Origin of the sequence: Syntrophomonas sp. UBA1041, assembly GCF_002316705.1 — a bacterium.
Taxonomy (GTDB): domain Bacteria; phylum Bacillota; class Syntrophomonadia; order Syntrophomonadales; family Syntrophomonadaceae; genus DTU019.
This window is the reverse complement of the sequence record NZ_DCEA01000065.1, coordinates 4,531-23,675: the sequence shown is the minus strand read 5'-3', so window position 1 is coordinate 23,675 and position 19,145 is coordinate 4,531. Positions and strand designations below refer to the sequence as shown.

Annotated in this window: 19 protein-coding genes and 1 pseudogene; 15 read left to right on the top strand and 5 right to left on the bottom strand. The window is 48.7% G+C overall.

Features of this window, described 5'->3' with window-relative positions; translation table 11 throughout:
* Window positions 1–115: 115 nt before the first annotated feature.
* Complete coding sequence (locus B2633_RS09560; RefSeq protein WP_483170388.1) at window positions 116–520, top strand: arsenate reductase ArsC; 405 nt, start codon at window positions 116–118, stop codon at window positions 518–520.
* Between the two features lie 63 nt (window positions 521–583).
* Here B2633_RS09560 and B2633_RS09555 read toward each other — a convergent pair whose 3' ends face one another.
* Window positions 584–1,042, bottom strand: coding sequence for a C-GCAxxG-C-C family protein (locus B2633_RS09555; RefSeq protein ID WP_483170387.1), 459 nt, complete (start codon window positions 1,040–1,042; stop codon window positions 584–586).
* A gap of 336 nt (window positions 1,043–1,378) precedes the next feature.
* Between B2633_RS09555 and B2633_RS09550 the strand changes: the two genes are divergently transcribed.
* From B2633_RS09550 to B2633_RS09520, 7 genes are all read left to right on the top strand, one after another.
* Window positions 1,379–1,756, top strand: a complete 378-nt coding sequence (locus B2633_RS09550) for a BlaI/MecI/CopY family transcriptional regulator (RefSeq protein ID WP_483170385.1) — start codon at window positions 1,379–1,381, stop codon at window positions 1,754–1,756.
* Window positions 1,753–3,042 (top strand): M56 family metallopeptidase, encoded by a 1,290-nt coding sequence (locus tag B2633_RS09545; RefSeq protein WP_483170384.1) that lies wholly within the window; start codon window positions 1,753–1,755, stop codon window positions 3,040–3,042. Before B2633_RS09550 ends, B2633_RS09545 begins: the two co-directional genes overlap by 4 nt.
* 34 nt (window positions 3,043–3,076) lie before the next feature.
* Window positions 3,077–4,639 (top strand): DUF5050 domain-containing protein, encoded by a 1,563-nt coding sequence (locus tag B2633_RS09540; protein WP_483170382.1) that lies wholly within the window; start codon window positions 3,077–3,079, stop codon window positions 4,637–4,639.
* 125 nt (window positions 4,640–4,764) lie between these two features.
* Window positions 4,765–5,454 (top strand): glycosyltransferase family 2 protein, encoded by a 690-nt coding sequence (locus B2633_RS09535; RefSeq protein ID WP_483170381.1) that lies wholly within the window; start codon window positions 4,765–4,767, stop codon window positions 5,452–5,454.
* Between the two features lie 33 nt (window positions 5,455–5,487).
* The gene (locus B2633_RS09530) at window positions 5,488–5,871 is read left to right on the top strand and encodes a DUF2304 domain-containing protein (protein ID WP_481042813.1); all 384 of its coding nucleotides are present in this window, start codon (window positions 5,488–5,490) and stop codon (window positions 5,869–5,871) included.
* Window positions 5,872–5,918: 47 nt separating this feature from the next.
* Window positions 5,919–7,655 carry a hypothetical protein gene (locus tag B2633_RS09525; protein ID WP_483170380.1) on the top strand — a complete coding sequence of 579 codons (1,737 nt, stop codon included), beginning with the start codon at window positions 5,919–5,921 and terminating at the stop codon, window positions 7,653–7,655.
* A gap of 11 nt (window positions 7,656–7,666) precedes the next feature.
* The gene (locus tag B2633_RS09520; RefSeq protein ID WP_481042817.1) at window positions 7,667–8,029 is read left to right on the top strand and encodes a hypothetical protein; all 363 of its coding nucleotides are present in this window, start codon (window positions 7,667–7,669) and stop codon (window positions 8,027–8,029) included.
* Window positions 8,030–8,227: 198 nt separating this feature from the next.
* Here B2633_RS09520 and B2633_RS09515 read toward each other — a convergent pair whose 3' ends face one another.
* Window positions 8,228–9,130 (bottom strand): LysR family transcriptional regulator, encoded by a 903-nt coding sequence (locus tag B2633_RS09515; RefSeq protein WP_483170378.1) that lies wholly within the window; start codon window positions 9,128–9,130, stop codon window positions 8,228–8,230.
* Between the two features lie 114 nt (window positions 9,131–9,244).
* Between B2633_RS09515 and B2633_RS09510 the strand changes: the two genes are divergently transcribed.
* From B2633_RS09510 to B2633_RS09500, 3 genes and pseudogenes are all read left to right on the top strand, one after another.
* The gene (locus tag B2633_RS09510; protein WP_483170377.1) at window positions 9,245–10,012 is read left to right on the top strand and encodes a 4Fe-4S binding protein; all 768 of its coding nucleotides are present in this window, start codon (window positions 9,245–9,247) and stop codon (window positions 10,010–10,012) included.
* A 129-nt stretch (window positions 10,013–10,141) separates the two neighbouring features.
* A complete protein-coding gene (locus B2633_RS09505) occupies window positions 10,142–10,387 on the top strand; it encodes a CPF_0552 family protein (RefSeq protein ID WP_483170375.1) in 246 nt (81 codons plus the stop codon).
* A 95-nt stretch (window positions 10,388–10,482) separates the two neighbouring features.
* Window positions 10,483–10,626, top strand: a pseudogene (locus tag B2633_RS09500) (AraC family transcriptional regulator); the annotation flags it as partial.
* 5 nt (window positions 10,627–10,631) lie between these two features.
* Here the strand turns inward: B2633_RS09500 and trhA are convergent.
* The 3 genes from trhA to B2633_RS09485 form a co-directional block, all read right to left on the bottom strand.
* On the bottom strand, window positions 10,632–11,318 hold the full coding sequence (gene trhA / locus B2633_RS09495; protein ID WP_483170374.1) for a PAQR family membrane homeostasis protein TrhA: 687 nt from the start codon (window positions 11,316–11,318) through the stop codon (window positions 10,632–10,634).
* Window positions 11,319–11,427: 109 nt separating this feature from the next.
* Window positions 11,428–12,054, bottom strand: a complete 627-nt coding sequence (locus B2633_RS09490; protein WP_483170373.1) for a DedA family protein — start codon at window positions 12,052–12,054, stop codon at window positions 11,428–11,430.
* Between the two features lie 436 nt (window positions 12,055–12,490).
* The gene (locus B2633_RS09485) at window positions 12,491–13,081 is read right to left on the bottom strand and encodes a YqaA family protein (RefSeq protein ID WP_483170372.1); all 591 of its coding nucleotides are present in this window, start codon (window positions 13,079–13,081) and stop codon (window positions 12,491–12,493) included.
* A gap of 339 nt (window positions 13,082–13,420) precedes the next feature.
* Between B2633_RS09485 and B2633_RS09480 the strand changes: the two genes are divergently transcribed.
* The 4 genes from B2633_RS09480 to B2633_RS09465 all read left to right on the top strand — a co-directional run.
* A complete protein-coding gene (locus tag B2633_RS09480) occupies window positions 13,421–14,497 on the top strand; it encodes a pyridoxal-phosphate-dependent aminotransferase family protein (protein WP_483170371.1) in 1,077 nt (358 codons plus the stop codon).
* Between the two features lie 25 nt (window positions 14,498–14,522).
* Window positions 14,523–15,770, top strand: coding sequence for a DUF1015 domain-containing protein (locus B2633_RS09475; protein WP_483170369.1), 1,248 nt, complete (start codon window positions 14,523–14,525; stop codon window positions 15,768–15,770).
* Window positions 15,771–15,904: 134 nt separating this feature from the next.
* A complete protein-coding gene (locus B2633_RS09470) occupies window positions 15,905–16,180 on the top strand; it encodes a hypothetical protein (protein WP_483170368.1) in 276 nt (91 codons plus the stop codon).
* A 299-nt stretch (window positions 16,181–16,479) separates the two neighbouring features.
* On the top strand, window positions 16,480–19,145 hold a 2,666-nt coding region (locus B2633_RS09465; RefSeq protein WP_483170366.1), incomplete at its 3' end, for an FAD-binding and (Fe-S)-binding domain-containing protein.

The following is a 19,145-nucleotide window of genomic DNA, read 5'->3' as shown; positions in this document are numbered from 1 at the left end:
ATTCCATGGATCAACCGGGTGGACGCGCATACCAAGGGCGGATTTGCGGTTATCACCTGGCGTGCTGATGACATTAAGGATGAAAAGCTGCTGGGTCTATGAAAGGATGTGTATGATGGCCAAAGTCGCGTTTATTTGCATGCATAATTCCTGCCGTTCCCAGATTGCGGAAGCGTTGGGCAAGCACCTGGCCAGCGATGCTTTTGAAAGTTATTCGGCGGGAACGGAAATCAAACCGCAGATTAATCAGGATGCTGTCCGGTTGATGAAACAGCTTTACGGCATTGACATGGAGAAAACCCAGCATTCAAAGCTGCTTGCGGAAATCCCTCCGGTTGATGTGGTTATTACGATGGGCTGTAATGTCACCTGCCCCTATCTTCCCTGCAGGCACAGGGAGGATTGGGGACTGGATGACCCGACCGGCAAAAGCGATGAGGAGTTTATATCCGTCATCCGTATAATTGAGGAAAAAATCATGCAGCTTGCAGAAAGAATAAAAACTCTAAGGCTGCCGTAGCTTCATATCTGATATCAAGTTGCCCGTCGAACCAGTAGCGGGCGCTTTAAAATTAAATCGTATTTATTGTCTTTCCGCTATGATTATTTTTTTCATGACCATCTCGGCAACTTGCCCGGTAATATGAATACATTGAGTCATGTGGTCGGGACTGCCGAATTCGAATTTCTTTATAAGTACACGGCAGCAGGCGCTACGAAATTTCTTCTTGAACTCGTCGTGCAGTTCTTTGGCTACCCTAAACATATCGGGCATTTCAGCTTTTGGTTCGGTGCGCCCGAATTTGAGGCCCAAGGCCATTACTCCTCCTGAAAGAGCTCCACAGGCACAACCGGCAGTGCCCATACCCACTGGAAAACCGGATGCAAGTCTTACTGCTTCTGCCGGAATAGGCCGGCCCAGATAATCATTCACCACGGTAAAAACTGCCTCAGAGCAGAGATAATCGCCGTCTTTATATAAACTTTCTGCCCGTTCTTTTGCTTCTTTGATCATTGCTTCTTCTCTTTGATTGAAATCCATATGCTCACCCTCCACATAATGTTCAACACACCTTTCTAGAATCATAACTATAATTCCTTTTGGGATGTTTAAGTATAACAGTAAATTATATATCATTGGGAGGAGAAATATATATGTCCTAAAGGATCGCCAGTTAAGGAATATCTCCTTGATTGGCGGTTTATGTCATTACTGTCATTACTGCATCGGTATGTGTGCAAACCTTGTTTCCGAATCCTTTTCCAATAATAGGATAAAAACACGATTAGCATTTGACTCCTTTATTCTACAAATGTAGAATAAAACCAATGTAATTAATAATAATGCCCAACGTAATTAAGTTTTAAGGGGTATAAGATGGAAACTATAAAAAGATTGCCGGACAGCGAATTGGAGATAATGATGATCATTTGGGAGGCGGATCAGCCGGTGACGTCCGCCTATATCATGGAGAAGCTGGCTGGCGAGAAAAACTGGGCCAATACCACCATTTTAAATTTTTTGGCCCGATTAGTGGACCGGGGATTTTTGGAAATATCAAAACAGAGAAGATTTAATTATTACAAACCGGTAATAGATGAAAACGAATACTTGAAGAAAGAAAGCAAGTCCTTTCTGGAGAGAATGCATAAAAATTCCCTCACGAGCCTGGTGGCGGCTTTATACGATGGAGATGCCATCAGTAAGGAAGATTTAGAAGAGTTAAGAAAATATGTGGACGAGGTTTCAAAATGATGAGTTGGTTTTATGATCTGCTGGCTGTGAGCCTCAGCGTTACACCAATCATAATATTATTATTGTGGCTGGGTCCCGTGCTGAATAATAGATATTCCGCGCAGTGGCGGTACATCATGTGGATGATAATTTCTATAAGACTGCTGTTGCCAGTTTCTCCCACGGTACCTGTATCATTTCAATTGCCTGTGCGAGTGACTGATGGATTAACACCGTCTTACATACTCGATAAACCGTTAACAAATACAGCCAGTTTATTGGCAACTGATCCGAGTCCGGCACAAATTCTATTTGTAATTTACTTAATGGGGTTTTTAGCCTATATTTTTTACCAAATTTATACTTATGCTGCATTCCGCCGTAATGTTTTACGGTGCAGCCGCAAACCACCGGATGAGGGAATTGAAGATTTGCTGACGGAATTGAAAACCGAGCGCAACATTCAAAGGGAGATACCCGTAAGAATTTGCAAAAAAGTGTCGAGCCCCATGATAGTCGGGTTGCTAAACCCCACCCTGATACTGCCGGCAGAGTCGTTCAGCAACGCTGAATTAAGAATGATACTCGCTCACGAGCTGCTCCACCTCCAAAGGCATGATCTTTGGTACAAGCTTGTATTGATGATCACCGCTGCCGTGCACTGGTTTAACCCGGTGGTCCATTTAATGGTAAGAGAAGCCAGCCAGGACATGGAACTATCCTGTGACAACCATGTTTTGAGAGGCCTGGACCTTGATGCCAAAAAACGCTACTGCAATATTCTCCTCAACCTGGCGATTCGAAACAACAAGGCTGAAGGACCGGTTTTGTCCACCAGCATCAGGAGCAGCAAAGATACTCTGGAGACGCGAATAAAAAACATATTTGATTCAACCGGGAAAAGACCGGGAATTGTGGCTATAACAATTTTAGCGGTATGGGTCGTTGTTTCAGGAGTAACCGTTGACATTAGCGGCGCAGAGTCTTTGACGGATCCGCCGCCGCGGAATGAAGCGGTGGCAAGCCCCATAGACAACCAAAACGGAAATGAAGAGTATATTGCGGCGGGAGACAGCCCTCCCCCGGAAAAAGCCGCCGGAAACAGAGAAGCAGAACCCTATTCTATAAGCGAAAATAAGCCCAGGATAACAGCTGAGGAAAACCGCCGGGAAAACGAGGCGGACCAAAAGGCCGAAGCCTTGACCGGTGGCGGCAGTGGAGCGGAAGTTGTGGTTGTTGACCTGAATCGTTTGGAAAAGAATACCCAAGTAAATCACGATATTCAAGAAAAATCTACGGAAATATAAACAATCAAGGGGCGGGAATAAGGAGGAAATCCCCGTGAGGAAAACCGTTGGCGCTTTATTTCTAGCCATCATATTAATAATTTGTCTGGTAATGCCGGCAGGCAGAACCGAGGCCTCAACCGGCGTCCGGGTTTTTCTGCCGGAATTTAAAGTAAGCTTGAACGGCGTTGTTATCGACAACAGTTATAGCCAATACCCGTTGCTTGTCTATAAGGACATAACCTATTTTCCCATGACTTATTATGACTGCAGATTCCTGGGCCTGGAGAGCTTGTGGAACAGCCATACCGGACTGGTAGTAGTTAAAACCGATGTGAATTGGGACTATCACAAATATTCGGCTTCCGCCAAAAACAGCAGCAGTTATAATGCCCGGGTGGCTTCATTCAGGGTAACAGTAAATGGGAAGGAAATTGATAATAGTTCTGAAAAATATCCCTTGCTGCTATTTAGAAATGTCATCTATTTTCCTCTCACCTGGAGATTTGCCGTTGACGAATTTGGCTGGAATTATTCCTTTGACCACCACAACGGCTTAGTTATAAATTCATCTGCCGGCGGCTCTGCTGCCGCCCAGTTGACACTTCCCATTGTAAGCCGCGAGCTGGGAGGCAAAGGCTCATTTACGATGGCCGGGGACTATTTTTATTATGAGGGGGTGGGCGGCAAGATCTATCAGGCTCCAGTATCCAATCCTTCTGCCGGCCGGTTTGTATATCAGCTGCCGCCAAGTGGATTGGGTCATGGTTTTGCTTTGTCATCGCTGCAAACCGACAACGGCCGAGCCGTTCTAAAATATCATACCGGCGGTGTTACTATGGGCGCCGACCACCTTATCTGGTTGAAGGAGGACGGGACGGCTCAGGAAATTGACAGCGGCTACTCATCCCTGAAGATATACGATGAATATACCCTCCGGGTTGACCACAGGTTTCCGCCTTCTACCAACAACCTGCAGATAAAAAAGAACAATGAAACCGAGTATATAAAGGTAGGCGACCCGGATTATTCCTTTGGCCTGTTTATTTCAGACAATGGCACAACCCGGTCGGCGAAAACCAATGATGACTTGTATTTAATCGGCGATGAAATATATGTGCTGGGTTATGAGGGCTATTATGACAACGATCATTCCGCTGCCACCACCGGTATTTACAGAGTCAATATCAATACAAATGAAACTGTGAGATTGTGTCCGGAGGAGGCAGCGAGCTTTAAAATCATTGATGAGATGATATACTTTACCGGCCAGAATCAATTTCTTTACCAAGTTCCTTTAAGCGGCGGAAAAGCGGAGTTGCTGATTGACAAAGCGGTGGGTCTTTATGAGGTCTTGCAGGGAAAAGTATATTATTCACTGGCGGAGGACAGTCAGCTTTTCAGAATCGGCAGCGAATATTCAATCAATCCTGGAGGCCAACTCAATAAGCTTGAGATTCAAAACGGCTATCTGGCGGCAATTTTCGATAAAGACAGTCAGTCGCCCTATAAAATGATGGTTATAAACGGTGCAGGTGAAGTGCTTTATAAAACTGCTGAAAATGTGCTGTTAATGCGAATTGAAAATGGCAAAATCGTTTTCGTCAAAGATAATTAGGTGATGGCTATTAAACAAAAATTGGATTTAGGCGGCTGTTAAAATAATTATTTTTAGATTCATATTTAAATCACAGTCCGATGAAGTGGGGAGATACCGCTAATAAGCGGTATCGCTGAGAGATTATGAAAAAATTGATTATTATTCCAGCTTATAATGAAGAAAAAAATATAGATTTCGTAGTGGCCGATATTTGCCGGCATGCCCCTGAATTTGATTATGTGATTGTCAATGATTGTTCCAGAGACGGGATCCGCTCTCTATGCCGCCGTCAGGGCTACAATCACATTGATTTGCCGGTCAATTTGGGCATTGGGGGTTGTGTACAGGCCGGCTACCTTTACGCACAGAAGCATGATTATGACATCGCGGTGCAGTTTGACGGCGACGGCCAGCATGATGCCTCTTATCTGAATCCGATGTTTGAGGCGATGATGAAACAAAACAGTGATATGATCATTGGTTCTCGCTTTCTCCACGGTCAGGGTTTTCAGTCTTCAGCCCTGCGCAGAGGCGGCATTAAGTTCCTGTCCTGGCTGATCAAGGTCCTGAACAAAAAGGAGATCAGGGATGTGACTTCGGGTCTGCGGATGGTCAATCGTAAGGTTATCGATGATTTTTGCCAGTATTACCCCAATGATTATCCGGAACCGGAGACGCTTTCGGCCTGCCTGCGCAAGGGTTACCGGGTGGATGAGTTCCCTGTGGAAATGCGCCAGCGTCATGAAGGGCAGTCGTCTATCAATATACCCGGCTCAGTCTATTATATGGTCAAGGTCAGTCTCTCCATACTGATCGACCGTTTCAAAATGTAGGCCTAGGGATATTGGGAAATAGGAGTTTACATCATGAGTATAAGATTACGCATACTGATTCTGCTCATTTGTGCCGCGATTTTGCTTTATTTTGTGGATATGATCAGAAAAGATAAGATAACTTTAAAATATGCGCTGCCGTGGCTGATTTCTTTGATGGGCGTCATGCTCCTGGCGGTTTTCCCCGGTTTCATCAACTGGGTTGCACAGCTGCTCGGGGTGGCAACGCCGGTTAACGCGATTTTTTTTATTGTCATTCTTATGATGCTGATGTTTATTTTCCTGATCTCTCTGATTAGTTCGCGGAATACCCAACGAGTGATCCGGCTGGTACAAGAAGTGGCCTTGCTGAAGAAGGCCTTGGCTGATCAGCAGGAAGACCGGAAAGATGATGAAGAGCATATATGCGGTATTTAAGAGCCAATTGGATAGTCTATATCTTTTGGCTGACGTTTTCGCTTTTTTTGGCGGACCTGTCTTATTATTTTAATATGCGTGCTATGGGAGTGGAACGGGGCTGGGGATATGCGGTGTGTTTTCTGGCCGTTGCCCTGATTTCTCTGCTGCTGGCTATGCTCTCCGGGTCTGGTCGGAGGCTTTTGATTGGCAGGGTCATGCTGTGGGCACTGTTCTCAATCATTGTGACCTTTCTCTTTTTTGCCAAGCCGCTTTTGTATACGGCGGACGGCTTATGGCTGACAGGCGCCCATCTGCCTATTTTTGGTGTGATGACCGTTTTTGTCGGGATTTATGTCTTGCTCAGCCTGAGTGCGCTAAAGAAACTGAAGATGGATGCGATTCGGCCTCTTGCTCATCCGGAGGTGAGGAATCCTTTAGGCCATGTGTTGATTTTGTTTGTTTTTCAGGTCTTGGTTTTCAGCCTGTATATGGCGGCGCTTAATCCGGGGAATATGTCCTATGACACCTTTAATCAGGTCAGCCAGATTGCCGGGGTGGTGCCTTACAATACCTGGCATCCCCTCGGTCATACCCTGTTTATCGGTCTGCTGTTGAAGATTTGGCCTGACATGGCCGTAGTGACGATTTTTCAGATTTTGTTCTTTGCTTTTGTGACCAGCCGGTTTTATGGGACGCTGATTCAGTATCGGGTGCGCTTGCCGCTGGTGTACGCCCTGGCTATGGTGATAACCCTGCTGCCCGGTACCGGCATCAATGTGGTGACCCAATGGAAGGATATCCCTTATACGGCGGCCTTGCTGTGGGGGACAAATATTCTTTTGCTGATGTGTCTATCCACAGACTATTTTTCTAAAAAACGTCACGGGCTGGAGTTTGTGGTGTGTACCTTGGCCATATGTTTGTTCCGGCATAACGGGATTCTGACCTTTGTGCTGATGCTTATATTCGGTCTGGTCTATATTGGCCGCTATCGGGATCACAAAAAGAGTATAAACTTTGGGGTATCAACTGCCCTGATTCTGGTGACGGTTTTTATCGTCAATGTGGTGACGCCTGCGCAGCTCGATGCCAATCCCAATCCGCCGGGTATGAAACTGCGGCCCATTTATCAGGGGCTGGGGGCGGTGTATTTTTCCGGACGTGAAGCCAGCATGAATGAGGGAGCCCGTCAGCTGGTGGAGTCAGTGGCGACGCCGGAGCAGCTCAAGGAGTTTTATAATCCCTATTTTGCAGATACTTATTCCAGCAATATCCCCCGGTTTTTAAATAATTTGTCCGCAGTCGGCACCGGGGCAGCGCTCGCCAGCTATGTCTCCACTATGAGACAATTTCCTGATATCGTCTTAGGGGATAAGTTCAATTTGGCTGTGACCATGTGGTCGGTGACACAGGATCCGTTCAGTTACAATAATAATTATACTACGGCGATAGAGCCGGAAATGCAGTCGGTGTTTGGTGTTCAGCGGCATGAAAATATGCTGACCGACAGCGTCAATACCTATGCTGAGAAGACGACCCATCAGTATCTGGCCAATACATTTTTATGGCGAGCCGGGTTTTGGCTGGCAATTATCTGTATTTTGCTGCTGGCGTTGATTATCGAGAGAGATCGGCGGGTAGTGCTCTATATTCCAGTGGTCGGTAATGCGGCGGTGGTCTTTCTGACCATGCCGGCCCAGGATTATCGGTATCTGTGGTTTATTGCGCTGATCTGTCCGTTTTTGGTTCTTTCGGCGCTGCTTCCATTACCCGAACGGAAGCGGCGCATCGAGGTACTTTAGGAGCAAATCCGATGGAGAGAAGAGAGAAAAGCATGGTAAATTTTATAGCGTACATATTTTTTACGGTAGGCGGCCTGTTCCTGATGAAGCTAAGCGGGCAGCCCATCGGTTTTATTCTGCAGAATGGCGTATTTCATCTCGATATTAGCGGCAAGATGGCTTTGGCCCTGGTGATGTATGCCACCAGTTTTCTGATCTGGACAGGGATTGTGGCGAATAGTGAGCTGAGTTTTATTGTGCCGTTCTCATCAGCGATTGTGAGTATACTGTCGGTGCTTTTGGGGCTTTTGGTTTTCCAGGAAGACTTGAATCTGTATAAAATCGTCGGGATCGCTCTGGCCGTCTCCGGGGTGATGTTGATGAATTATCAATAAAAGCAGAGTGCCGGACTGAAAGACCAATGCTATGCTGCCAGGCTGGGGAAAGAAGATTTAAGTGTCCAAGATCCCTGGGGTCTTGCAAGAGAGATTTTGTGACTCCCTACGGGTTTCTATATGCTCCCGGCAAGGCCGGCTGGGTCAATACCTTAAATTAAAGAATGACACCGTGAAGGCATCCCGTATGTTGGGGTGTCATCCCCGTGTTTCATCCGGGTCATCAAGAGCTGCTATTGCAATAAAAGCTTTTAGAATGGACTTGATGGCTTTATCTTTTCTAAAAACCAAACTTAAATAATCAACGTCAAAATAATGTCCCATTGATATAAACCTGAAATCCCTCTGGGCAAAGGCCGGTAGATCGCTAACTATCGTCGCAAAGGAAATCCCCAGACCCATTTCGACGTAAACAGCACTCAGTTCGATATTAGAGGATTCCATGATTACCCGATAGGTTAAACCGCTTTCGTCAAAATACCTCTCCAGCTTTTTGCGGGGAGTTGAACCTTTCGGGGGCAAAATCAAAGGGTATTGCGAAATATGATCCAGGCTCACCTCTGTCACATCCAGGAGAGGATGCCCCACGGGTATCATCATCACCGTCTCAACCTTTTTCCAGCGGATTTTTTCTAAATTTGACGGGACTGCAGATTCCAGGGTTATCCCCAGATCAACCTCGCCGTCATGAATCATCTCTAAAACATTGTTCTGGGGCCGGTCAAAAAGCGACAGCTCGATCTGCGGGTATCGCTGGATAAATAACTCTATTTTGGGGGGCAAGAGCTGGCTTAAAGTAGTGAACGGAGCAGCGATGCTCAGTCTTCCCTTGTGCAGTCCTTTCAAATTCCCGATGTCTTCAAGCAGTATTTCGTAATTGGTAAACAATTGCTGCGTAAAATCAAACAGCTTTTCCCCTGCAGGGGTGAGCAAAATCTTGCGCTTGCCGATCCTTTCAAAGATTTGACAATCCAATTCCGCTTCGAGTTTTTTGATTTGTTGTGTCAAGGCGGATTGGGTACGAAAGGTTAGCTTGGCCGCTTTAGTAAACCCTCCGGATTTAACGATATGATAAAAGCCGATCAACTGCTGCCACTCCATAAAATACCTCAAAAATCATTAGAATTATTGATAATATTTGTTATTATTATTAATTTGTTTAATCATAAACCCTGTGTTACTATCTGGTCAAGAATAGACCGGGAGGGTAAAGCTATGAAACAGAGTATTAAGGAGTTTGCATTGGGTTTAGGGGTTGACGATGTCGGCTTTGCGGCTGTGGCCGATTATAACAGTCCAAGGTCTCCCCGGATCGAGACGATTTCTCCGGCCATTAAATCAATAATTGTTCTGGCTTACAAAGAACTGTCTTCCTGTGACAGCCAGGATAAAGATACTGCCATGGCCGGCAGACAGGCTGTGTATGAATTTGCGCGGACAGCAAACTATCGATTGGCCAGATATCTGGAAAGCAAATATAACGCCAGAGCTTATGCGGTGCCAGGTTCGAACCCTTTCGCCATGTTGAAAGAAACCGGTGGGGCGGTGGGCCAGGTCTCTCTGCGGCATGCCGCTAAAGCCGCAGGACTGGGCGTATTTGGCCGGCACAACCTGATCATCCATCCCCGCTTTGGAACCCGCGTCAACTTCTCGGCAGTTCTCAGTGATCTGGATCTGCCTTCTGATCCGCCCCTGACGGATGAGCTATGCACTGACTGTAATATTTGCGTTGATGAGTGTCCGGCCAGAGCATTGGATGAAGAAGGAAAGACAGTTGTCAATGAATGCTTCAAGACTTGTCAACCTTACGGTTTGGGGGCCAATATCGCATTTTGGAAAAAGATACTGGCGGCTTCACCAGAGGAACAAAAGCGCATGATGGGCAGTGTTGATTATTGGCGTCTTTACCAATCCATTCTGGTGGGGAACCAGTATTATTGCTTTAATTGTATGGCTTCATGCCCAATTGGAACTGAAATCTAATCGATTGGAAAGGCCAACCGGGCCTTGCATTAATTGCGGTCCAAAATGCCAAGCTATATAAAGCATTCTGAGTCCGGAGACGTTGGGCTTGATGCAGCGATCACAATATAAATGAAAGGGGTCTTTTACATGGGTCCAATCATGGCTATCAAAATCAATGACCGGCCCGACCATGCGACCAATGTGCAGGAGATCTTAACCAAGTATGGGTGCAATATCAAAACCAGGGTGGGATTTCACGATGTCAGTGAAGACCAGTGCTCGATGGATGGTTTGATTATGCTGCAGTTGTTTGGGAAGGAGAAAGATATCCAGGCCTTGTTCGATGAGCTGGACACAGTTGAAGGGGTAAAGGTCAAGTTTATCGATTTTTAAATTACATGGCGACAGACGGCCTTGGTTAGAAGTACCTCTTCGGTTAAAATTGAGTCTGTCAAAACACGCAAATCAAGATGAAATGAAAAAATACAGGGCTGACAAAAGCCCTGTATTACTTTTCTGAAGGGCGCATGGAGGAGAAAGGAGGCCTTGACCACTATATCGGGGTGGCGACTACTGAGCCGATTCCTAATAATATGGCCCGGCTTGAAGTGGCAGTTTCAACCTGGGCGGTTTGACCTTATATCGAGCTGAAAAACAACCAGAAGTGGCTGCTGCTGCCCGCCAGCACAAACAGGTGAAAGATTTCGTGAAAACCAAACCCCTTTAGATTCAGGCGGGGAAAACGGGTGGCATAGATCAATGCCCCCACGCTGTAAAACAACCCGCCTGCCACCAGCCAGACCAGGCCGGAAACGGCCAGGGACCTGGAGAGCGGAAGAATGGCCACTGCCACCACCCATCCCATCAAAACGTAGCTAAGGGTGGACAGCCAGCGGGGCGCCGAGATCCACAGCAATTTGAAAACCAGCCCGGCGGCGGCCAATGACCATATAGCCGCCAGCATTCCCCAGCGCCACCCGCCGGAGAGGAAGATGACGCACACTGGAGTGCAAGTTCCCGCGATAAGCATATAAATCATGATGTGGTCCAGGCGGCGCAAGGCCTCGATCACCTTCTGGGAGGATACTATCAGGTGATAGAAACCGCTGGTGGTGTAGAGCAGAAACATGCTCACCGCAAATACTGCCAGCGATATGTAAGCCCCGGGTTTGCTGCCCTCAGGGAGGCGCAGCAAAAGCGCGATCAAGGCCAGGATCGACAGGATGGCTCCTGCGAAATGGCTGTAGCTGCTGAAGGCTTCGCGCGGTCTGGCAAAACTATGCAGGATTTCACGCCAAAGATTCCGTGATGGTTTTTGCTTCACTATTCATTACCTCATCAAAAAGAATAGACTCACCGGGATAACAGTACGGACGACAGACACGACTATTATTTAAGGAAGTTATTATATCATAACATAGTGGTCAATAGTATCAATAGCCGGATGAGTCAGAGCGATTTTGGCGAATTTTCATGACGATATAAGCGATGATCAATGCGATCAGCGCGGCCAGGATTATCAGGTCAAACTCTTCAAAAACCTTGCGCACCTGATCCCAATTCTGACCCAATTTCAGGCCCAGGTAGACGAATATGATGCTCCACGGGGTAGAGCCCAAGATGGTATAAACCAAAAAGCGGCGAAAATCCATACGGGAAATGCCGGCCGGCAAAGAGATAAAGGTCCTTATCACCGGCAGCAGCCGGGCCCAGAATACCACTTGATGCCCGTAGCGGGTAAACCAGCGGTCAGCGGTTTGCAGGTCATGCGGCGAGACCAGGAAGTAGCGGCCATATTTCAATATAAACGGCCGTCCTCCCACTGAACCCACCCAGTAGGCGATACATGAGCCGATAGTGCCGCCCAGGGTTCCAGCCAGTACCGCCTGCCAGTATCCCAATATGCCCCGGGAAACCATGTATCCCCCATATGGCAATATAATCTCCGAAGGTATGGGGATGCAGGCGCTTTCTAAAGCCATGCCGATAATCAGGCCCCAATACCCCCAGGCATCAATGTATGTTGTAGCAATATGATATAGATATTCAAGCAATTCCATAAATTATACCCCATTCACAAAACAACCGGGATCAACCCGGAAAATATCATTTATTTTCTTATAATACAACATTTTGAGCGCAATCTGAAACCCACTTGATCTAGAAATGTGAAAATTAAGGCTGCCGCGATTCTTATGAACCGGGACAGCACGGTTTTTGCCGTAGAACCTCGCCTTCAGTTTACCGGGCATGATTATATTTTGTCGGGATAAATCTGGTATCCTGCCGGGATCACCGGCCTAAAGGCTTCTCACGGGTATGGGCGCCGCTGGGCAGCATCCGGGCTGGTAGAGGTGCTCGCCCTACCAGTAGGAGAAACGGTTGACAATGTCTTCTGCAGTGGGGTAGCCGCTGCCAGTGTTGATGATGCATGGTTTACCGTTAACTGCCGAGATGAATGGAACATGCCCCATATTATTAAAGAAGTGACTGGCTTTAAGCCGTAAGGCGCTTTTTCAAACGCGGATGGCGGCGACGCCAATAGCTGTACAGTGCGATAATACTAACTACGATTGCCGCCAGGATGAGGCTGAAGTCGGCAAGGTCAGACTTGATCAGGGTCAAGGCTTTGGAGCCCAAATACATAACCAGTAAGGCTTCTCCAAAAAAACGCAGCCCCCGGCCGACCAAAGCAGCGATGATGAATTTGGGGAAATGCATGGAAAATGACCCCGCCGAAATGGTAAAGATTTTGAAGGGCAGGGGAATCAATGCCGCGATAAGTATAGCCCAGCCTCCATAACGGTTGAAAATAATCTTGATGCGAGCCAGACTGCGCCGCGAGACCAGTTTTTTAAGCAGCGGCTTGCCGATGCAAGAACCCAGGTAATAACCGAATGCTGACCCGCAGATAGACGTGGCGGTGGTGAGTAAAGCCAGGAGCAATGCCCAATGCGGCATGGCCAGACTCAAGGGGATGAGAAAGAAATCGGGTGCCAGAGGCAGAAAAGAAGATTCCGCAAAAGCAGTGAAGAGCAGCCCCCAAATGCCGTATTGTTCTAAAAGGCGAACTATTGATTCCCACATACGAGTATATGTTCCTTATTATATTGATAGATGCCATGTTATTATTCCGACACCGGTTGCGGAAAGCATGATCACTGACTACAAACTGTACCGAAAAAATATAGAAAATATATATGACGGTATCAGCTAAAAATAAGCTTAGCATCAGTATATCATAGAATGCAGCCCGGGTTGATGCATAACGGCCACAACTGTATGCTTGCAAAATCGTAGTATGATTTTGGGTGGAGTGATTTATTGCCAGGAAATCAGGTAAATTGAAGCCATTATTGAGAAAAAAGCTGGAAATCAGTAGAATAGTAAAAGACCCTGAAGATGATTGTCTAGGAGGCTGGCAGAATGCATAAAAGGTTGTTTATCCCGGGTCCGGTTGAAGTGCGCCCGGAAGTACTACAGAAGATGGCAAGCCCCATGATCGGGCACCGCAGTAAAGACGCCTCGGCTTTGCAAGGCCGCATCAGCGATAAAATGAGAACCCTGTGGTCCACTCAGCATGAAATCCTATTATCGACCAGCTCCGGCAGCGGATTGATGGAAGGAGCGGTAAGATCCTGCACGGCCAGGAGAGCGGCGGTTTTTTCCGTTGGCGCGTTCGGTAAAAGGTGGTTTGATATTGCGTCCAATAACAATGTTCCGGCTGATTTATTCGAAGTGGAGTGGGGCCGGGCCAATACCCCCGATATGATTGATGAAGTTCTGTCTTCCGGCAAATATGACCTGATCACCATCACCCATAACGAAACCTCCACCGGGGTGATGAATCCGGTTCAGGATATAGCTGCGGTGGTAAAAAGCCATCCTGAGGTAGTCTATTGCCTGGACACCGTCAGTTCAACCGGAGGCACCCCGATTCATGTTGATGATCTGGGGGTTGATATCTGCATAACTTCAACTCAAAAGGCCCTGGGTCTGCCGCCCGGAATGGCCGTTTGCACCTTTTCGCAGAAGGCCATCGAGCGCGCCAAGGAAGTCCCTTTCCGCGGCTACTATTTGGATCTGCTGCAGCTATATGAATATATCAGGAATAAGGATCACCAGTATCCTTCGACACCTTCTTTAAGTCATATGTATGCCCTGGATTTTCAGCTGGAACGCATCCTCACCGAGGGTCTGGAAAAACGCTGCGAAAGACACCGGCAGATGGCGGAGTATGTCAGGTCATGGGCCAGGAAGTATTTTGCCCTGTTTGCTGACGAGCGCTACCTCTCCGATACCTTAACCGCCATCACCAATAACCGCAACATCGATGTGGCCGATCTCAACCGCCAACTGGGAGAGCGGGGATTCCAAATATCCAACGGCTATGGCAAGATGAAAGACAAGACTTTCCGCATCGCCCATATGGCAGATCATACTCTGGAGGATATTCAAGAATTACTGGGGCATATTGAGGATATCCTTCAGCTCGGATCCTGATTATTAATTATTGAGGAGGACTATTATGGCAGTAATCAGACCGTTTCGAGCGCTGCGGCCCATCCCGTCTTTAGTGGACCGGGTGGCTGCACTGCCTTATGACGTGATGAGCAGTGCGGAAGCCAGAGAAATGGTACGCGACAACCCCTACTCATTCTTGCATGTTGATAAAGCGGAAATAGATTTGGAAGCCGGTATCGACCTCTATGATGAGCGGGTTTATGTCAAAGCCAGAAGCAATCTGGACAAAATGGCGGCTGAAGGGGTTTTTATTCAGGACCAAACCGCTCGTTTATATATTTACCGGCAGCAACGGGGGCAGCGCGCACAGACTGGTTTGGTGGCTTGTCTTTCCATAGACGACTACCTCAATGATATTATCAAAAAGCATGAACTGACCCGGGCCGATAAGGAGCAGGACCGCATCCGCCATGTTGACAGCTGTGATGCGCAAACCGGGCCCATTTTCATTACCTATCGCAGCCAGGAGCAAATCAACGCGATAATTCAGGCCTGGATAAGTAGGCACCAGGCCCTTTATGATTTTGTATCCGAGGACGGTATTGGCCATACCGTGTGGAGCATCGACCATGACGAAGTGATTCTGAGTCTGGTGGAGCTGTTCGCCCATATCGACAGGCTGTATATCGCCGACGGCCATCACCGTTCCGCTTCAGCGGTGCAGGTGGGCCTGCAGCGCAGAGCTGATAATCCCCATCATACTGGCCGGGAAGAATACAATTATTTTCTGGCCGTTATTTTCCCCGATCACGATCTCTACATAATGGATTACAATCGCCTGGTTCGGGATTTAAACAATCACAGCCGGGAAGAGTTCTTAAGCCTCTTGGAAAAAGATTTTGAGGTTACTGCCTATTCCGGGCCGGGTCCTTACCAACCCCGGGCGCCCAAAACCTATGGCATGTTTCTGGAGGACAGCTGGTATATTCTAAAAGCCCGGCCGGGCACCTATGATGTCCTTGACCCGGTGGCGCGCCTGGATGTGTCTATATTGCAGAACAATCTCCTGGGGCCCATTCTGGGGATCACCAACCCCCGTACCGACAAACGCATCGATTTTGTTGGCGGGGCTCGCGGCCTGGAGGAGTTGGAAAGCAGGGTGGCCGATGACATGAAAATCGCTTTCGCCATGTACCCCACCACTATAGCCGATTTAATGGCCATTTCTGATGCCGGTAAGATCATGCCCCCCAAGTCAACCTGGTTTGAACCCAAACTGCGCAGCGGCATATTTATCCACAAGCTGACCTAGGCAATTGACAGGCTTCAGGACCGGGGTTTTAACCCCGGTCCTTTATTCGGCTTTGGCACCGAATGCGGTTGTCATTGTTAAACAGGCAATATAGAATGAAATCAACATGATCAATTGCTTGAGGAGGACGATTTATGTTCAAGTTCAACAAGGAGAAATTAGAGGAACAGGCCAATAAGCTGGCGCAAAAATCAGGCAAACTTCTGGAAAGCGGAAAGTTGAAACTCAATATCTCTAATCTGGAGCGTGACATTACCCAACTCAAAACCGAATTGGGAGATAAGCTCTACGCCGCTTATCGCAACAATGCCAATGCCGAGGCCGAATTGATGGAAATCTGCCAGAAAATCGATACCCTATACCGACAAATCGATGAAATCAAACAGCAGATCGACAACCTGCAAGAATAGCAATTCTGAACACCTCATACACCTTGCCGCAGAACCGGAGTTTATTCCTCATGGATAAGCCGGCCGCCTTTTTGCCAGCCGTGGCGTCATCAGTCAGGGCGCAGCGCCAAGAGGGCGGCCGGCTTTACGCCCTGCTGTCAGCCGCCTGCTTTTGTTAACATCTGTATATTCGTACTACGCAATATTTGTCAGGACCAATCTTCTGCCTGATTTGTCAATGCCGCTTAATACTATTGCCTTTATATCTTGGCAGGCATATAATTGAATCAAGATACAATATACCCAAGGGGGGTAAGGTAATGGAATTGACATCTCAACAAAGGCGGTATTTGCAGGATATTTTCGGTGATAGGATTAATTTTGAGAAGAGGGAACGGCAGCTTTATAGCTCTGATGTAGCGGCCCTGCCGGGCCTTCTGAGCGGTATGGCCGGCCATTCGGAACCGGCCGCCATAGTGCAGCCCCGGGATGAGGACGAACTGGTTCAAATAGCGGTATGGGCCCAGAATAATAAAATCCCCTTGATAGCCCGCGGCAAGGCCACTTCGGGGTACGGAGGCACCGTGCCTTTTCAAGGCGGCATGGTAGTGGAGTTCAACCGCATGCGCAAGATCATGGCAATTGACACCGGGGCCTGCAGCATTAAGGTGCAGCCCGGTGCGGTGTGGGAGGATATTGACCGGAGGCTCAGAGAGCGGGGATTGACCTTGAAATCCTACCCCACCAGTTATCCCGCCTCAACTGCGGCCGGTTGGCTGGCAACCGGAGGGGCCGGAATTGGCAGCTATGAGGCCGGCTATTTCAGGGACAGCGTTTTACAGGTGCGTCTGGTCCAACCTGACGGCGAGATAAAGGTTCTTTCAGGTGAAGATCTGGATCTGGTTGTTAACGCATCAGGCATCAGCGGCTTCATCAGCAGCATCGAGTTCAGGGTCATGCCCCTGGAAAAACTGGAGGTGCAGGCTTTTGCCTTTGATCAGGCCAGCGCTGCGGCTCAATTTATAGAAGCCCTATATGAAGAGCAGGTGCCTTTATGGTCGCTTAGTTTCAGTAATCCTGAAGCAGCCCGGTACCGCAACCGCATGCCGCTTAACCCCCACCATGGCCCGGGCCGGGATCGCCTTGAGGTTCCGGAACAATTCATCGTCCTGGCGGCCTATTGGCACTCCTCTTCAGCCCGGGAGCTGCTGGGCGACATGGCCGCTAAACATGGCGGGGCATTATTAGATGATGAGACTGCCTTACACGAGTGGGAAAACCGCTTTAGCCCCATGAAAGCCAAGCGCCTGGGGCCTTCACTGATACCTGCTGAGGTGGTGGTGCCGGCCTCCGGGCTGGCGGCGGTTTTACACGGGCTGCAGCATAAGATCGCTCTTCCCCTGCTGCTGGAAGGCTTTGCGGTCAGGGGCAAAGAGTTGGTACTGTTAGGATTCATCCCCCACGATGAGCGCAAGCTGGGCTTTAATGCTGCTTTCGGACTTTCCCTGACCGTGCTTAAAATCGCCCTGCAAAACGGAGGCAGGCCTTATGGACTGGGAATGTACTTCTCCGCGTTCGCTCCGCAGCTGCTGGGTGTTCAGACCGTGGAATCGCTAAAAAGCATGAAAAAGCGAACCGACCCGGCGGGGATTATGAACCCCGGCAAGACCATCGATACAACCTTACTGGCCCGGGCGGTTCGCCAGGCTCTGTCCTGGGAGGGGGTCATAACTGCCGTAGCCAACCGTTTTCCCGGTAATCCCCCGGCCGAGCATCCCCGGCCCCAATCGGGACTTCCTGCCGAAGTGGCCTGGTTGAGCTATACATGTTCTTCCTGCGGATACTGTGTGGACAGCTGCGACCAGTATTATGGGCGGGGATGGGAATCGCAATCACCGCGCGGCAAGTGGCGGCTGTTGAAAATGGTGGCCGAAGGCAAGACCAGGCTGACTCAGGCGGACGTTTCAACCTTTTTGGCCTGCACCACCTGTGAAACCTGCAACGCCAGGTGCCAATTGGAAATGCCCATTGAACCCGCCTGGATGACACTGCGCGGACAGCTGGTTGAGGAAAAGGGATTTCATTCTCTGCCCGCCTTTCATATTATGGAAGCCAGTGCCCGTAAAGAGTGGAATATCTGGGCCCGCTATGCCAAGGACCGTGATGCCTGGCTGCCCGATGATCTTAGAAGCAAGATTAAAGACCGGGCGGAAATTGCCTACTTTCCCGGGTGTACCTCTGCATTTGTTGAGCAGGATGTGGCGCTTGCCACTGCCAGATTGCTGGATAAGGCCGGGATCGAGTTCACTTATTTGGGGAAAGAAGAGGCCTGCTGCGGGATACCCATGTTGATGGCCGGGCGCTGGGATGCTTGGGAAGCTATAATGGACCATAATATAGAATTGATGAAAAGCAAAGGCGTCAAAACCATTGTTACCTCCTGCCCGGCCTGCCGCCTGGTGTGGGAGACTTACTATAAGCGCTGGATGTTAGACCGGGGAGAGCAATACCATTTTACCGCCAAACATTACTCCGAGGTACTGGCGGAACAGATCGCTGCCGGCCGATTTGAAATACCTGAAACTTTAAAAGGGAGATTCACCTACCACGATCCCTGTCACATGGGGCGGGCCAGCGGTGTATACGAGGCACCCCGCCGGCTTATTCAGGCTATTCCCGGCATTGACTACCAGGAAATGGAGTTTAACCGTTCACAAGCCCACTGCTGCGGGTCGGTGATGACTCTGGTGGCTGACCCCGAGGCTGCCGCCCGCATCGGCCAGGTAAGGCTGAACGATGCCCAAAAGGTGCAGGCCCAAACCATAATCACCGCCTGTCCGTGCTGCCGCTTTCAACTGCAGGTATCTGGCCGGGTTAACAACATGGATATTCAAGTACGCGATCTGGCTACGGTTGCAGCCCGGGCCTGCGGTTATGATATTCCCGACAGTGAAGCTGTGATGGAACGGGACTGGGTGCCTTTCGA

What these genes read in the sequence shown, in the direction of transcription:
- B2633_RS09560 (WP_483170388.1), top strand. Translation starts at nt 116, where the DNA reads ATGGCCAAAGTCGCGTTTATTTGCATGCATAATTCCTGCCGTTCCCAG.
- B2633_RS09555 (WP_483170387.1), bottom strand. Translation starts at nt 1,042, where the DNA reads ATGGATTTCAATCAAAGAGAAGAAGCAATGATCAAAGAAGCAAAAGAA.
- B2633_RS09550 (WP_483170385.1), top strand. Translation starts at nt 1,379, where the DNA reads ATGGAAACTATAAAAAGATTGCCGGACAGCGAATTGGAGATAATGATG.
- B2633_RS09545 (WP_483170384.1), top strand. Translation starts at nt 1,753, where the DNA reads ATGATGAGTTGGTTTTATGATCTGCTGGCTGTGAGCCTCAGCGTTACA.
- B2633_RS09535 (WP_483170381.1), top strand. Translation starts at nt 4,765, where the DNA reads ATGAAAAAATTGATTATTATTCCAGCTTATAATGAAGAAAAAAATATA.
- B2633_RS09530 (WP_481042813.1), top strand. Translation starts at nt 5,488, where the DNA reads ATGAGTATAAGATTACGCATACTGATTCTGCTCATTTGTGCCGCGATT.
- B2633_RS09520 (WP_481042817.1), top strand. Translation starts at nt 7,667, where the DNA reads ATGGAGAGAAGAGAGAAAAGCATGGTAAATTTTATAGCGTACATATTT.
- B2633_RS09515 (WP_483170378.1), bottom strand. Translation starts at nt 9,130, where the DNA reads ATGGAGTGGCAGCAGTTGATCGGCTTTTATCATATCGTTAAATCCGGA.
- B2633_RS09510 (WP_483170377.1), top strand. Translation starts at nt 9,245, where the DNA reads ATGAAACAGAGTATTAAGGAGTTTGCATTGGGTTTAGGGGTTGACGAT.
- B2633_RS09505 (WP_483170375.1), top strand. Translation starts at nt 10,142, where the DNA reads ATGGGTCCAATCATGGCTATCAAAATCAATGACCGGCCCGACCATGCG.
- B2633_RS09490 (WP_483170373.1), bottom strand. Translation starts at nt 12,054, where the DNA reads ATGGAATTGCTTGAATATCTATATCATATTGCTACAACATACATTGAT.
- B2633_RS09485 (WP_483170372.1), bottom strand. Translation starts at nt 13,081, where the DNA reads ATGTGGGAATCAATAGTTCGCCTTTTAGAACAATACGGCATTTGGGGG.
- B2633_RS09480 (WP_483170371.1), top strand. Translation starts at nt 13,421, where the DNA reads ATGCATAAAAGGTTGTTTATCCCGGGTCCGGTTGAAGTGCGCCCGGAA.
- B2633_RS09475 (WP_483170369.1), top strand. Translation starts at nt 14,523, where the DNA reads ATGGCAGTAATCAGACCGTTTCGAGCGCTGCGGCCCATCCCGTCTTTA.
- B2633_RS09470 (WP_483170368.1), top strand. Translation starts at nt 15,905, where the DNA reads ATGTTCAAGTTCAACAAGGAGAAATTAGAGGAACAGGCCAATAAGCTG.